General features: G+C 48.4%; 13 protein-coding genes. All 13 read right to left on the bottom strand.

Going from position 1 to position 13,904, the window contains the following annotated elements; genetic code table 11:
* Positions 1 to 40 precede the first annotated feature (40 nt).
* Positions 41 to 535 carry a DMT family transporter gene (locus NST99_RS15970; protein WP_341092995.1) on the bottom strand — a complete coding sequence of 165 codons (495 nt, stop codon included), beginning with the start codon at positions 533 to 535 and terminating at the stop codon, positions 41 to 43.
* A 35-nt stretch (positions 536 to 570) separates the two neighbouring features.
* On the bottom strand, positions 571 to 1,284 hold the full coding sequence (locus NST99_RS15965; protein ID WP_341092993.1) for a Crp/Fnr family transcriptional regulator: 714 nt from the start codon (positions 1,282 to 1,284) through the stop codon (positions 571 to 573).
* A 19-nt stretch (positions 1,285 to 1,303) separates the two neighbouring features.
* On the bottom strand, positions 1,304 to 1,729 hold the full coding sequence (locus tag NST99_RS15960; protein WP_341092992.1) for a DMT family transporter: 426 nt from the start codon (positions 1,727 to 1,729) through the stop codon (positions 1,304 to 1,306).
* A 170-nt stretch (positions 1,730 to 1,899) separates the two neighbouring features.
* Positions 1,900 to 2,301, bottom strand: a complete 402-nt coding sequence (locus tag NST99_RS15955; RefSeq protein WP_341092991.1) for an NUDIX hydrolase — start codon at positions 2,299 to 2,301, stop codon at positions 1,900 to 1,902.
* A gap of 103 nt (positions 2,302 to 2,404) precedes the next feature.
* Positions 2,405 to 4,369: a translation factor GTPase family protein gene (locus tag NST99_RS15950; RefSeq protein ID WP_341092989.1), complete on the bottom strand. Its 1,965-nt coding sequence runs from the start codon at positions 4,367 to 4,369 to the stop codon at positions 2,405 to 2,407.
* Between the two features lie 9 nt (positions 4,370 to 4,378).
* Positions 4,379 to 5,362 carry an aldo/keto reductase gene (locus NST99_RS15945; RefSeq protein ID WP_341092988.1) on the bottom strand — a complete coding sequence of 328 codons (984 nt, stop codon included), beginning with the start codon at positions 5,360 to 5,362 and terminating at the stop codon, positions 4,379 to 4,381.
* A 99-nt stretch (positions 5,363 to 5,461) separates the two neighbouring features.
* Positions 5,462 to 6,280, bottom strand: a complete 819-nt coding sequence (locus NST99_RS15940) for a GNAT family N-acetyltransferase (RefSeq protein ID WP_341092987.1) — start codon at positions 6,278 to 6,280, stop codon at positions 5,462 to 5,464.
* 24 nt (positions 6,281 to 6,304) lie between these two features.
* Positions 6,305 to 7,594 carry a sensor histidine kinase gene (locus NST99_RS15935; protein ID WP_341092986.1) on the bottom strand — a complete coding sequence of 430 codons (1,290 nt, stop codon included), beginning with the start codon at positions 7,592 to 7,594 and terminating at the stop codon, positions 6,305 to 6,307.
* Positions 7,581 to 8,342: a response regulator transcription factor gene (locus tag NST99_RS15930; protein WP_341092984.1), complete on the bottom strand. Its 762-nt coding sequence runs from the start codon at positions 8,340 to 8,342 to the stop codon at positions 7,581 to 7,583. The genes NST99_RS15935 and NST99_RS15930 overlap by 14 nt, the downstream gene beginning before the upstream one ends.
* Positions 8,314 to 9,090 (bottom strand): ABC transporter ATP-binding protein, encoded by a 777-nt coding sequence (locus tag NST99_RS15925; protein ID WP_341092983.1) that lies wholly within the window; start codon positions 9,088 to 9,090, stop codon positions 8,314 to 8,316. The genes NST99_RS15930 and NST99_RS15925 overlap by 29 nt, the downstream gene beginning before the upstream one ends.
* Before the next feature lie 44 nt (positions 9,091 to 9,134).
* The gene (locus NST99_RS15920; RefSeq protein ID WP_341092981.1) at positions 9,135 to 11,486 is read right to left on the bottom strand and encodes an ABC transporter permease; all 2,352 of its coding nucleotides are present in this window, start codon (positions 11,484 to 11,486) and stop codon (positions 9,135 to 9,137) included.
* Positions 11,487 to 11,721: 235 nt separating this feature from the next.
* The gene (locus NST99_RS15915; RefSeq protein WP_341092980.1) at positions 11,722 to 12,897 is read right to left on the bottom strand and encodes an alanyl-tRNA editing protein; all 1,176 of its coding nucleotides are present in this window, start codon (positions 12,895 to 12,897) and stop codon (positions 11,722 to 11,724) included.
* Positions 12,898 to 13,025: 128 nt separating this feature from the next.
* The gene (locus NST99_RS15910) at positions 13,026 to 13,790 is read right to left on the bottom strand and encodes a TSUP family transporter (RefSeq protein ID WP_341092978.1); all 765 of its coding nucleotides are present in this window, start codon (positions 13,788 to 13,790) and stop codon (positions 13,026 to 13,028) included.
* Between the last annotated feature and the right edge of the window lie 114 nt (positions 13,791 to 13,904).

Here is a 13,904-nt window from a genome sequence, read left to right as displayed (position 1 = left end):
TTTTGCTGCAAAAAAGACCTAAGACTAAGAATAACTGCTATTAATCGGTATGCAATGCTTGCCGCTGCTTGCGGGATTCGGCAGACTTTTGCGGCTCGCGGCCCCCTCCTAATTTGAAGACCAGAATCCCGCCTACAATCACCAGAACCCCTATGAGCTGATTCAATGTGAACGGAACCTTGGCCAGACCAAGCCAGCCCAGTGAATCCCACAACAGGGCGAAGCCAAGCTGAGACGTCAGTACAATCGAAATCGCATAAGTCGCTCCAAGCAGCCTTGTGGCCTGCACCAGACAGATGACAACACCGACCCCGATCATTCCGCTGATCCAATACCAGGGCTGCATATGCTGAAGAGTAAACATATTTTTGCCTTCAACGATGAGTCCCATTACCAGTGAAGCAATAAAGCCCATCCCTAGTACCAATGTTGTTGTGGACCATGATCCAGTATGTTCATTTACTTTGCTGTTGAATATGTTCTGCAGGCTCACAAGCGCCCCGGCAAACATGGCCAGTAGTAGTCCCAGTATCATTATCTATTACTCCCTTTTCGTCTTCTTTATGTTCATCAGTATGGTGTAGTTGCCTCGTAAATATTACGGTGTGCCAGCCTGCTAAGCCCTTCCCGGTCCTTCACCAGAATGTAGCCTTTGCTGCGCTCGGTCAGCCCCTGCTGGCAGAACTTCTGGATTACCCTGTTCAAATGCCTGTAGCTGGTGCTAATAAAATTCGCCGTATCCACCAGATTAATCGTGCTTAACTGCCCTGTAAATTTAGGATCGGATTCATCATAGGTGATGGATAAAAGATAACTCGCCAGCCGTACCTCAACGGGGTGCATCAGGTTCAAACTGAGGAAATCGGATTTTCTGTAGAATTTCCGAGTAATGATCTCCAGCAAAAATTGCAGCAAGGGCGGATGATTCCGCCCGTATTTTTTCAGCCATCTGTACGGTATGCAAATCATATGAACCTGCGATACGGCTTCAACCGTGTTCAGCAATTCTGTTCCCTGAATGTATTCAACATCCCCGATTAGCTCAAGCGGTGTCTTGAAGCAGATAATCAGCGTCCTGCCCTCGGCCGTCGTCGTATAAATCTTGAGTTTGCCTTTAACCAGCACGTACAGCGACTCGGAAGGATCTCCTTTGAAGCAAATCGTTTCCCCCTGCGTAAAGCTGTACAACGACAGATGCGCCTTCAGCGGTTCAATGAAAATATGCTCAAGCTGATGTTTCTGCAAATAGGTCTGCAGCAGACCTTGATCTTGAATTTCCTTCATGGCCGGCTTCCCTCCAAGGCTAGAACTTAAGAATGACTACACCTAAGATCATCATGCCGATTCCAATAAATTGCGGCAGCCGCATCTTCTGCTTCACCACGCCGAACCATCCGTTGCTATCTATCAGAAATGTAAGGAACAGTTGTGCGATCAGCAGTGCCGATATGGTAAAGGTAACACCGATATTCTGAATTGCGGTCACTTCGCTGAAAATAACAAAAGCGGCGAAGGCACCTCCTGTTAAATACAAAGGTTTGACCAGCTTGAAGCCTTGTTTCTTTCCGTCTCGAACGAACAGCAGGATGATAAAGGCCATAATAAAGCCCGTTAATTGGGTAATGGTCGCTGCCTGCCACGTGCCTATATCCTGGCTGATGCGGGCGTTGGCTACCCCTTGCAGCGTAATGCAGGCCCCGGCCAAGAATGCAAAAATAATTCCTCTCATTGCTTCTCTCTCCTCTATGTGATCTCTGCTTTAATTAAATGACATCTGGCGTTATCCGTGAAGGACATATGTCCTAAGTGGAAGAAAGAGTTGATTTGGAGAAACAGGCCAATAATTCGAAGGCCCGTTTCAAGCCATGGCATTGGCTGAAACGGGCCTGAAGAAAAATATTAGGAGAGTAGCTTCATTTCTTGTAATTGATCAAAAATGATCTGGCTGACAGCGGAAACACGTTCCCTGTCTTTATAGCTAAGCCATGCCAATTCTGCTATTTCCGCTGCCGGAGCAAGCTGCCCTGTGTAAGCTGCGGTGAGACAGGTCATCTGGACAAGCACGCCTTCCTCTTTGCCATGGGCTGCTGCTTCATAAGTGCCAAAAGACTGGATGCTGTCCGGCTCAATCCGGACCGTTAATTCCTCTTCGATCTCCCGGATTAATGTCTCATTGTCGGTTTCACCCGGTTCCCGTTTCCCGCCGGGAAAATAATAGGTATCCTTTCCGTGGGAACGGGCAGCCAATACTTTACCTCCCACGATGTGAATCCAAGCGATCTTGTCTATCGTTACTGTCATGTAAATCCCCCTCAAAATCTTGGCCTATGTTCTTTTAATTAAAAGCGGAATTTCTTGCTACGGAAAGGACATATGTCCTTGTTGCAATCCGGCCAGAGGGTTCTTACCATTGACGCTTCACATGCATATATTCCTCCGCTTCATCCCAAGGAACGGAGAAAGCTTGCCCTTTCGCGCAAAAAATCGAAATGGAGGTGTAAGCCGGATCGGCATTTTTATTGTATTGTTTACTTAGGATAACGGTTTCCGGTTCATGGCAATCCTGATAACCGGCAACCCTTAGCGACAATGAGCCTTTGCCTTGCGTCATTGAGGCCAGTCTGACGGAATAGTTCATAAAGGTGTCGACAGGCACCGTACCCGTGACGACTGCCACTTGATCGGTCATCTCGGGTGCAGCAAAGCTCCCGCTAGCCTGCTGGATATCCGCCATTACTTTGCCTACATGATCGATATTTATCCTGATCTTGAGCGCATACACCGGCTCCAGCAAAATATTCTCCGCCTGCTCCAGTCCTTGACGCAAAGCCCGAAATGCGGCTTCCCGGAAATCCCCGCCGTGGGTGTGCTTATTATGCGCTCTTCCACTTAGCAAGGTGATACGCAGATCCGTCAGCGGTGAGCCGGTAAGCAGGCCGCGATGCCCGCTTTCCAGTAAATATTGCTCAATCTGGTGCTGGTAGCCGGCAGCTAAATCGTCGGGGTGGCACTCATTCTGAACAGAGATACCGCTGCCGCGAGCGCCGGGCTCAAGCTTCAGATGCACCTCGGCGTAATGGCCGAGCGGTTCAAAATGGCCGCAGCCGTAGACTGTGTTATGGATTGTCTCCATGTACAGAATCTCCGGATCGCCAAATGTCACCGGGATACTGAAGCGTTCGCGCATAATCTGCTCCAGAATTTCCAACTGAATTTGCCCCATCACCTGAATATGCAGTTCCTGCAATTCCTCATCCCAGCTCACATTCAGCGACGGGTCTTCCGCACCCAGCTGCTGGAAGGCATTATGCACTTCCTTAAGGTGCACGGGCGGTTCAAACCGCACCTTTGATTTCAATGTCGGGACAAGCTCGCTGCTGAGGTGATCCTGCAACAACCCCACACCTTCTCCAGGCTTAGCGGATGTTAACCCCGTGACCGCAAACAGCTCACCTGCAGCGCCCCATTCCGCCGCTGTTGTCTTAGCCCCGTAAATTTTGCGGATACTGGTAATCCGTTCCTCTATCCGTTCCTGGGCAGGACCGTAAGCCAGTTCCTCTCTTGATTTAAGCACGCCTTGCAGTGCTTTAATGTAGGTGATCCGTGTTCCCTTTTCATCATGGCGGATCTTATATACTCTTCCTGAAAAAGGCTGCTGGTAATCATATTCAGTATGTACCAAAGCATCCAGGTTGCGGAGAAAGCTGTCGATGCCCTCATCCAGCAAGGCAGAACCAGACATACACGGAAAGATATTGCCGCGCTTGACTAAAGCGATGAGCGCTTCGTGCCAGTCAGAATCGTTTAGACTTCCGTCCAGATAAGCCTCAAACAGCCGATCATCGCGTTCGGCCATAAATGACTTGAGTTCTTCGTCTACTCCGGTTTCCTGAAGTTCCGGCAGCATGAAAGCATCCCTGCTGAGCTGTAGGCGGATTTCTTTCAATACACGCTGCGGGTCAGCGCCCGCACGGTCGGTTTTATTGATGAAGAAAAAGGCCGGAATTCCATGCCGGCGCAGCAGCTGCCATACGGTCTCTGTGTGGCCTTCCACACCTTCAACAGCACTTACAATGACTACCGCGTAGTCGAGAATCTGCAGCGCTCGCTCCATCTCCGGCGAGAAATCGACATGCCCGGGCGTGTCCAGCAGAAAGTAGCACGAATCTCCGATGTTAAATTTAGCCTGGTCGGCAAACACCGTAATTCCACGCGCTTTTTCAATCTTATGCGTATCTAAAAACGTATCTTTATGATCCACTCTGCCCCGGCTGCGGATGGCCTCCGTATGATAAAGCAGCTGCTCGGCGAAGGTCGTTTTCCCGGCATCAACATGGGCAAGCAGACCGATGGTTGTGTTCCTTGTCATAGAGTCGGCTTATACACCCCCACGGATGTGCGGAACGACATCGTTGCTGTAAAACTGGCTTAACCGCTGCATCTCTTCTGCCGTAAAGGAAGGGACTTCGCGTGACGCGAGGTTATCGGCTACCTGCGCTTCATTTTTAAATCCTGGAATGATGCAGCTGACGGCAGGATGATCCAGAATCCAGCGCATCGCTGCTCTTGCCATGTTCCCCCGGCCTTCGCTAATCCAATCCAGCTTACGGGCCAGCTCTACACCTTTGACAAAAGGCAGACCGGCAAAGGTCTCCCCCACATTAAACTGCTCGCCGTTGGCATTGAAGCTGCGGTGATCGTCAGGCTGGAAGATGCTGTCCTCCTTGAACTTCCCTGTGAGCAGGCCGCTGGCAAGCGGCAGCCGCACCAGGATTCCCGCACCTTGCGCTTCGGCACGCGGCAGCAGTTCCAGTGCGGGCTGCTGGCGGAACAGATTGAAGATAACCTGAAGCGCTTGCACGCCAGGATACTCGAGACATAGAAGTCCCTCTTCAATCGTTTCCACGCTGACTCCGTAATGGCAGATTTTACCCTCGGCTTTTAATTGATCCAAAACAGCAAATACACTACCGTCACGCAAAATCTCAATTGGCGGACAATGAATCTGATACAGGTCAATGGCTTCACGCTGTAGGCGGCGCAGGCTTTGTTCCGCGTATTCGCTTACTCTCCGTGCTGAATAATTCTCAGGATCATGAATGTCACCGGCACGGCAAAATTTCGTGGCAATATGTATTTGATCTTCTTTGCCTTTGGTGGCTTTGGCAAGCAGCTCTTCGGCATGACCGGAACCGTATACATCAGCGGTGTCGAAGAAATTCACACCTTGCTCAATAGCCAGCGCCAGTCCCTTCAACCCGTCCTCATCCCGGCTTGTTCCCCAGTCGCCGCCAATGGCCCAAGTGCCAAAGCTGACTTCGCTGATCGATAGCCCTGTATTTCCAAGCTTACGGTAATTCATATGATATCCTCCCGGAATATTAGATTGTTAACGTCACTTGCACAGCAAACCATCCATTTCTATTATGAACGGTTCGCTGTGCAAGACACAAGTAGCACCTTACTCCCTCACAAAAGAAAAAACCGGGTAGTGCTCAACAGGGGCAAATCCCAGTTTGGACGCTAGTCTGTGAGAAGGGTGGTTGTCATGCGTGGTTTCCCAAAGCGGAGCCATCCCTCTTGTCAGATAAAAGTCGATTAAAGCAGTTGCAGCTTGTTCTGCATAGCCATTGTTCCGCTCAGCTGCTTCGAAAGTATCCACGTCAATAAAATATTCACGTCCGGCTGTGAACCCGTTATTTTTGCAGATCGAAAGGGTACGTTCTCCAAACTTTACCGCCGCACCGCAGGTTGTCTGCTGAGCAAACTTTGTATGTACATAAGGCAAGTGATGATAAGCATCAGGCAAAACAGGATACTCAGAGAGTTCGATCCGCAGGTTACTGGTTATATCCGGTTTCGTGTATTGTTGTCTCCGATTAAATTGCTCAGGATGGAACACATACACTGACTCGAGATGTTTATCCACGTTCCATTTGTTCAATTTGTCCATTCCGCCCAGAAACAACTTCTCCCACTCCCTGGAATCATCCGTATAAATTTCAAACCAGCTGCGGTTCTGAGCTTTGCAATCGGGAAGTACCACATCCTGCAAAAACAGCTTCATTGCCTCTTTATTCTGCTCCGGGTTGATGTCACCTGCGGCATACATCCATCTGCCGGTCGCCCACACTATTGCAAGGGTCGGTCTCTCCGTTACATCTGCAAATACCCGCCCCGGATAATTCCCCCGCAGCACAGATAACGCCGGAATATGCTGCTTTTTCTGGTTAAACAAAGATTCGAGTATTTCATACTCTTTATAGTTCAGCTCTTTCATCCCAGTTCTCCTGAAGTCCGACATTTAGTATCTAAGTACCAGTACGAAGCACATACCCCGTCCGCTTGCCTCAACGAAAATATCGCCACCCATTTTTTGCAATAGCTGCTTGCAGATAAATAAGCCTAGGCCGTTTCCTTGCTTATCCCCGGCATTCGAGCCGCGCCAGAAGCTTGTGAATATGTAGGGTAGCTCGTTAGCCATTATGGGAACACCTGAATTCTCAATCCGGATAAGCTGGCGGAAATCCTCTTCCTCAAACGTGATCCCTATACGGGTACCATCGCCATATTTAATCGCATTCTCTATAATGTTGTCCAGCACTTCCAGCAATTTATCCGGGTCGCCCAACAGAAGCTTATTCTGATAGCCCCCTATTTCCAGGCGAATCTTCAATAAATCAAGCCGTTCTTTATGGTTATGTACTGCCCTCTGGAGCCAATCACGGATGTAAAACTCAGAGCTCTGAATCTCTACTTCCTGCAGTGATGATACTGAGGTCGTAATAATGCTGGCTATTAAATGTTCAATCTGCTCCGCTTTCTGCCCGATCAACCGGGCGCAATCCCGCTGTTTAGCTTCGCTCTCATACAGTCCATCGCTAAGGGCGCTGGAATACAGTTTGATCGCAGCTACTGGTGTTTTGAGCTCATGCGAAAGCGAAGCAACAAGCGTTTGCCTGTCTTTTTCAAGGCGATGATTGGTTTGTCTCTGGGTATCCAGCGTTTGTCTAAGCAGATCGAGTCCCCAGATGAACTTTCCAAAGAAGCGGCTCTTACTCTCCTTCATTCCAGGATTCAGATGCCCCTTGGCCAGCTCATAGGGCAGTTTCTCGATCTTGTGAAACGGCCGGATAATCTGGGCTCTCACATAGAGGAGCAGACCGGTAACCGCAGCCAATATCAGGAGCAGTATGACAATGAGTACAACATTCCCCCGGATGTAGCTGCTGCCATCTTCATAAGAGAAACGCAGGAATCCGGACAATCTCTCATCAAGATAGATAGGCTTCACAATATATTCTTCACTGTCCTTAACCCCCGATCCGTCAAAAAAACGCTGAATCGCAAGCGGCTCCGCATCCTTGTCCATCCAGCTCATACTGCGGATATAGGAATAGTCCGAAGCGTTGAACATAAGCGGAAACGCTGGCCCTTCCTGCTGACTTGCCTGATGCAAGATACGGTTCACTTCAATCCGGTATGCCTTGCTGTGTTCCGTACGGAGAGGAGACAGCGCATAGCCTGCGAAGGCGGCAATTCCCGCGAGTCCGGACAGAACGACCCATAGAATCAAACGGTTAAACCGCTTCATACTTATAGCCTACCCCCCAAACGGTAATAATCCGTTTCGGCTCTTTGGGTTTCTGCTCAATTTTGTCGCGCAATTTATTGATATGTACGGTCAGGGTCGACGGCTCACTGAAGCTGTCCGCTCCCCATACCTGTTGAAACAGCCAGTCTTTCCGCAAGGCTTTCCCTTTATTGTTCATCAGAAGCACTAGCAATTCGTATTCTTTAGAGGTCATCGGCAGAGGTTGTTCGCCCCTGAAGACTGTCATGGATGTCCGGTTGATCACAATTTCACCATCGGCCAGCAACTGCTTGTCGTCCTTCATATCATAACTGCGGCGCAGGTGCGCTCTTACCTTGGCAATTAATAACTGGACGGTGAAGGGTTTCTCCAGATAATCATCCGCCCCGAGGTCCAGTCCAATAATCTTATTGTCGTCACCATGCCGGGCGCTCATAATCAGGATGGGCAGATTATGCTGCTCTCTGACCATTCTGCATATGGCAAACCCGTCAAGCTCCGGCAGCATTACATCGAGCAGCAGCAGCTTCACCGTATGCCCAGCAAGATAAGCCAGCCCTTCCTCGCCGCTTGCTGTCACTATTACCGAATACCCTTCACCCTGCAAAAAATCCTTAATAATGTCCGCCAGTTCTTTATTATCCTCGATGATCAGAATCTCCGCCACCGGCATCGCCTCCCTGCTGTTCTTCCGCTTGGCCAGCTCAATCGAGAGCGATTTACCAGCCCATGCCCATAAGCCATTCATTCAGCTTGCGTTCCCGTTCTCTTAATCTCTGGTCTTCGGAATAAGAGCCCAGACGAAGCTCCCCCTGTATATTACCATCTACCATGTACAATACTTTATCGGTCTGTGCCGCCACCTTCACATCATGCGTGACGATCATGATTGTGGTTCCCTCCCGGTTGATCCTGCACAGCTCCTCCATCACTTCCTTGGCTGCCTTCGAATTCAAAGCCCCGGTAGGCTCATCGGCGAACAGCATCTTCGGCTCGTTAATCAGCGCCCGGCAGATGCAGGCCCGCTGCAGCTGGCCACCTGATACTTCAGTAATATCATGGCTGGCAGTTTCTATAATGCCCAGTTGCTTCATCAGCTTATCGGCATAAAGATTCACATCACTCCGGCTTCGTGTTTCCTGTCTGTTCTTAAGCGCCTGATAGCCTGATAGAATGATATTATCATAAATAGACAAGTTGCTCAGCATATGCATTTGTTGAAAGATAAATCCCATTTTATGCAGCCTCAGCTCAGCCATTCTCTTCTCGCTCAACTGTGAAAGACTCTGCCCGTCGAATAGAACCTCCCCTGCGGTCAAACGGTCCATCCCGCTCGCTGTATAGAGCAGCGTTGATTTTCCAGAGCCGGACGGGCCCATCACCGAAACAAAATCACCTTCGTGCAGCGTTAAGTCAATATTTCTCAGTACGTTATTCTGTCCTTTGTTCACGATATAGGTTTTGCATAAATTTTTAACTTCCAATACAGCAGCCATATGATTTTCCTCCAGTTATAGATTTCGTATGAATCTGTTATTGTTTATTCCTGGTTCATGTTCCAAACCTGTATTTTCCTAATCTGTCCACAGCTGCTATACACGGCAAGCACCACTACAACCAGAATCAGCAGAGGATATAACCCATAGACCTGCAAGGGCACAATGTTGAAGTTTATTTCAGTCAGCCCAAACATACTAAAGATGAGGCCAATCAGCACTTCACCCAAATGATTAGCCAGCAGAACACCCAGAATAACAGAACCTAACATCAGGATAAGAATGCGCAGCACCTGCCATACACGAATCTCTCCGTTCGTGAACCCAAGGCTTTTCATCAACGCAATTCCTTGCACTTCCTTAGTAATCAGCAGCCTCACAAAGAGACTGGTAATAAAGAATGTAATAAGACACACAACGACAGTAAGCAACGTATTAATATTTTTCAGCTGTCCCATGAAACCGCCCGTAGTTACGCTAAGCAAATCTGAAGCGCTCATGATTTCAAGTCCGCTGAACTGCTGCTTCACCTCATGGATCACCGCTGCTTTTTGATCTTCCGGAAGCTTTATATTACCTGCATACTGATAGGCTGCCACTTGCAAAGGTGTGAAATCATCCGCCAGCCGCACCATATATCCTTCATTTGTAATTGTCTGAAATATGCCGGTAATCAGAAACGTATTTCGGATGCCGTCAATCTCCATCTCTATGTTCTCACCGAGACCCTTCTGGAAGTTCTTGGACATAATACTGGTTATGGCAATTTCATTTTTCAGCTTCGGTGCAACGCCTTTTAGGTACGGACTATCTGTGGATGGCTCCGTTTTAGTTCCGCTGATCCGCCGGTTGCTCAGACCATCATCAGAAATATACTTGGTGTTTATCGTATAATCAGCGCTCAGCGATACGGGAATCCCTTTGTCACGGAAGTCCGCGGTTAGCTGAGCCAGCTCTGATTGAACCTCTGTTACGGGTTTCTCTATGATTTCACTTTTCGTATAAAAGTCTGCTACGGTAGTACCGAAATAACCAATAAACTTTGGCGTTACGATGGTATTCGTGAGGTTAATCGGGATGATGATGATTGCTGTACTTAATATGAAGGTAAGAATCAAGGCAGTGTAGCTCTTCAACCGGTTCAGTACGTCACTGAGGGCAAGGAACATGGCTGTAGGCAAGGCTTTGCTTTTGTGCAGATATATCTTCCGGGAAGCATTGAACCGTTCTCCAGTATGGCCCTGCCGGATCGCATCAATCGGTGACGCCTTATTGATCTTGCGCATGCACATGGAGCAGAACAGAAGTGTTACGGCAACAATAACAACTGCACTAGCTATAGAAACCAGCATTCCGGCGATGCCGCCAGGCACGATGATATATTGCGATATTTTTCGGGACATCAGTTCTGTCAGCGGAAGGCTGATGCAGAACCCTGCAGTACCACCGGCAACAGCCAGCCCTGAATACTTCGCCAGATAAAGTCCCCTGATTCCCGAGCTTTTGAAGCCGATCGCCTTCATCACCCCGATCTCCTTATAATCATCCTGCAAGGTGGAGATAATCGTAAACCGCAAAGTCAAAAAGGCAATGAAGATTAAAAACACACTGATTACAAATAACATGGCGGAAATAATCTGATCTGTCAGAAAAGAGGTTTTCACCAGCGCTTTTTCAATTTCGAAATTTATCGGCAAATCCTCCTTCGAAAAATCCGCTGACAGCATGGCGGAGTTCGTTCCAGGTACAGCTGTAAAGCTCCACTGTCTGGACAATGATTCTCCCGGAAGCACTTTTTGGATATCTGCGAAATCTTCAGCCGCTATCATCATGCGCTTGAGACTTAGCAGATCCGAACCCATAAATGCATCCTTGAAGAACACGGTAACTGTAAAGGTCTTGGTTATGCCCTTTAGCTCAATAGCAACCTTATCCCCCAGTTTTAAACCGGTTGCATTCTGTATACTCATGGGCAAGGCAATTTCCCCTTTCTGCAGGGTAAATCGCTCATCATCAGCTCCGAACACCAGGTTTACCTCAGCGGGTACCTTGGACAGCACCAGACCAATATTCCCGGCTATGCTTTTTCGGCCTTCCGGCATTCTGATTTCCTTGGACAACAGTCCAATCTGCAGATCAGAGTAAGATTTGCTGATGTTCTTGTCGCTTTTGGCCCAAACCTCAATGTCATGATTGTATTCCGGACTGTTGGCCAGCGTAATGTTGAAATCCGCTACCTTGCTGTGTTCGATAAAACTGTTAATCGCCGTTGATGTGGAATACATCAGGCTGCTGCTGCTTGCCACCAGAGTGGAGGCTAAGGTGATAAGCACGAAGAGTACGATATTCATTGCTTTTTTGCGCTTCAGGTCCTTCTTGAGTATGGTTAGAAACACGATTTGAACCCCTTTCTTACAAGCTCTATTGCGATTATAAAGGAGCAGTTATTAAATAATCCTTAAGTGGCTGGGAAAATATTAATTGCAAAACAAGCAACCCCCAACGCCAATAAACCGTATTCGCTTTTTAGCGATACGGCCATTTTTTATTAAGAAGTTTATTTTTGAGAAATACTTCTGTCAGTGATTCAAAGTACGGCTTCGTGAATTCTATGGCATCAGGGGATCTCGTCTAGACAAATTCTTTTTTGGCAAATTCATAAAAGGCAAGTGCATTCTCCCATCCCGGAAAACCGGCCTGCGCCATCTTATCACTGCCCCCGCCTTTACCCTGGAATTCTCCCAGGCTGGCTTTGAAGAAGGCTCCACAGGAATTTTCAGAGCTGCCGCTGTGGGCCAGCACCACCTTGTTCTCCGCAGCCGACAGCAGCAAGACCGGAAGCTCCGTCTGTGCAGTCAGCTTAAGGGCCAGGCTTTGCAAATCCTTGAAAGATCTTTGCTCGAAGATCTCTGAGATCACATGACTGTCCGGTTCCAGGGCTGACAACAGCTCCCGGGCGGTGAAGCTGTCATTCTGGTCCTTCAATGCCGTGAGTTCCAGCTGCAGATCCTTATGCTCCTGCTCCCACTTCTCAATACGGTCAATGATTTCATCCTTGCCCGTATTGTATTTGGCGGACAGTACGCTGAGAATTTGCAGACTCTCATTAAATTCCTCCAGTGCGCGGGTTCCGCATTTGAAAGTAATTCGGATATTGCCCTTCTGCTTCTCTGCTTTCAACAGCTTGATCATACCGATGGCTCCTGTAGAAGAGACATGCGTCCCTCCGCAGGCGTTATATTCTACACCATCGATTTCGACTATCCGGATGTTCTCTATCACTTTGGGCTGCTTCACAAGAGGCAGACGCGCCAATTCTGCTTCATTTACGAAATAGCTTGTAATGCTGTGATTCAGGTATATGTGCCGGTTGACCTCCCGTTCCACAAGCGCCAGCTGAGCGGGAGCCAGCTCCGGCAGTTCAATGTCGATCGAGGCATATTCACTGCCAAGGTGAAAGCTTAATGTCATGGCCTGGCAGAGATCGAGGAATACGGCTGAGAGCAGGTGCTGGCCACTGTGCTGCTGCATATGGTCGAACCGCTTGTCCCAATCAATCCGGCAGCTGAGCTGGTTGTTTGCAGGCAAACGTTCTACCTTGTGCAGTACTTCATCGTCCTCCAGAATAACATCAAGGACTGGAAGTTCATCGATAAACCCCGTATCACAGGGCTGCCCTCCACCGTTAGGATAAAAGGCCGTCTCTTCCAAAATTAAATACAAGCCCTCTTCTTTCTCAACCACACGGCTGATTTTGGTTTGCCATTCCTTTAAAAAGGCAGATTCGTAGTAAAGCTTATTAGTCATAACTGTGTACCACTCCATTTCCGTTTGTATCGAAGAACCGTTCCATTACGATGTATTCTTTGACCGAACTTGCGGTGAAAATCAGCTAAATTTGCGGAATTGCCCCTCTTCTCCGCCATTTCTTCTTGTTAATGCATCGTATCCCAGATTTGCTTGCTGATCAAGATGACCGTCACCGCAATAAATAACGGACGGATATATGCGGCACCCTTGCGGATGGCAATTCTGGACCCGACAATGGCCCCGATCACCATCGGGATTCCCATAATCAGTCCGTAGGAATAACTGACCGACCCTAACGCAACAAAGGTTAATAAGCTTGAAATATTGCTGGCGAAATTGAGCACTTTAGCATTTCCTGCGGCTGTCACGAACTCGAACCCCATCATCAGGAAGGCAAAGATCAGAAAGGAACCGGTTCCCGGACCAAAAAATCCGTCATAGAAACCGATAAGCAGAGCGACTGCAATACCGATTAGACGTGATTTTTTGCTGCTGCCGGCAAATGTGGATACATCTCCCCAAGCTTTTTTGAACAAAGTATAAATTGTGATCACGACCAGCATGACAATAACCAGCGGCTTCAGAAACTCCGAGGGCACCTGCCTGACTGTAAGTGAACCTGCCACTGCACCAATAATGGAAAAAGGAATAAGTACTTTGACCAGTTGAAAATTGATCTTCCCCGAACGCATAAAGGAGGCGGTACTTGTGAAGGAGCACAACGTCCCGGCTAATTTGTTGCTCCCGAGCAGTAAGGGTAATGAGATACCCGCAGACAGCAGTGCCGGAATTGCAATCAGCCCGCCGCCTCCAACTACAGAATCAATCAGTCCGGCCAGAAATCCGCAAATGACCAGAATAGCTATCATACTTATGCTTGCATGCTCCATACTGCGCAAATCCTCCTGCTATGTATTTCAGAGACTGCCCTCCAAACAAACTCCAGCATACACAATTTTGGATGAGTGCACCATAGATTTATTTCCCTGTTTAAGTCTGCTACC

The organism is Paenibacillus sp. FSL L8-0470, assembly GCF_038008625.1.
In the GTDB taxonomy this organism is placed as follows: Bacteria; Bacillota; Bacilli; order Paenibacillales; family Paenibacillaceae; genus Paenibacillus_AQ.
Note: the sequence above shows the minus strand (reverse complement) of the source record. Positions and strands in the feature narration are given on the sequence as shown.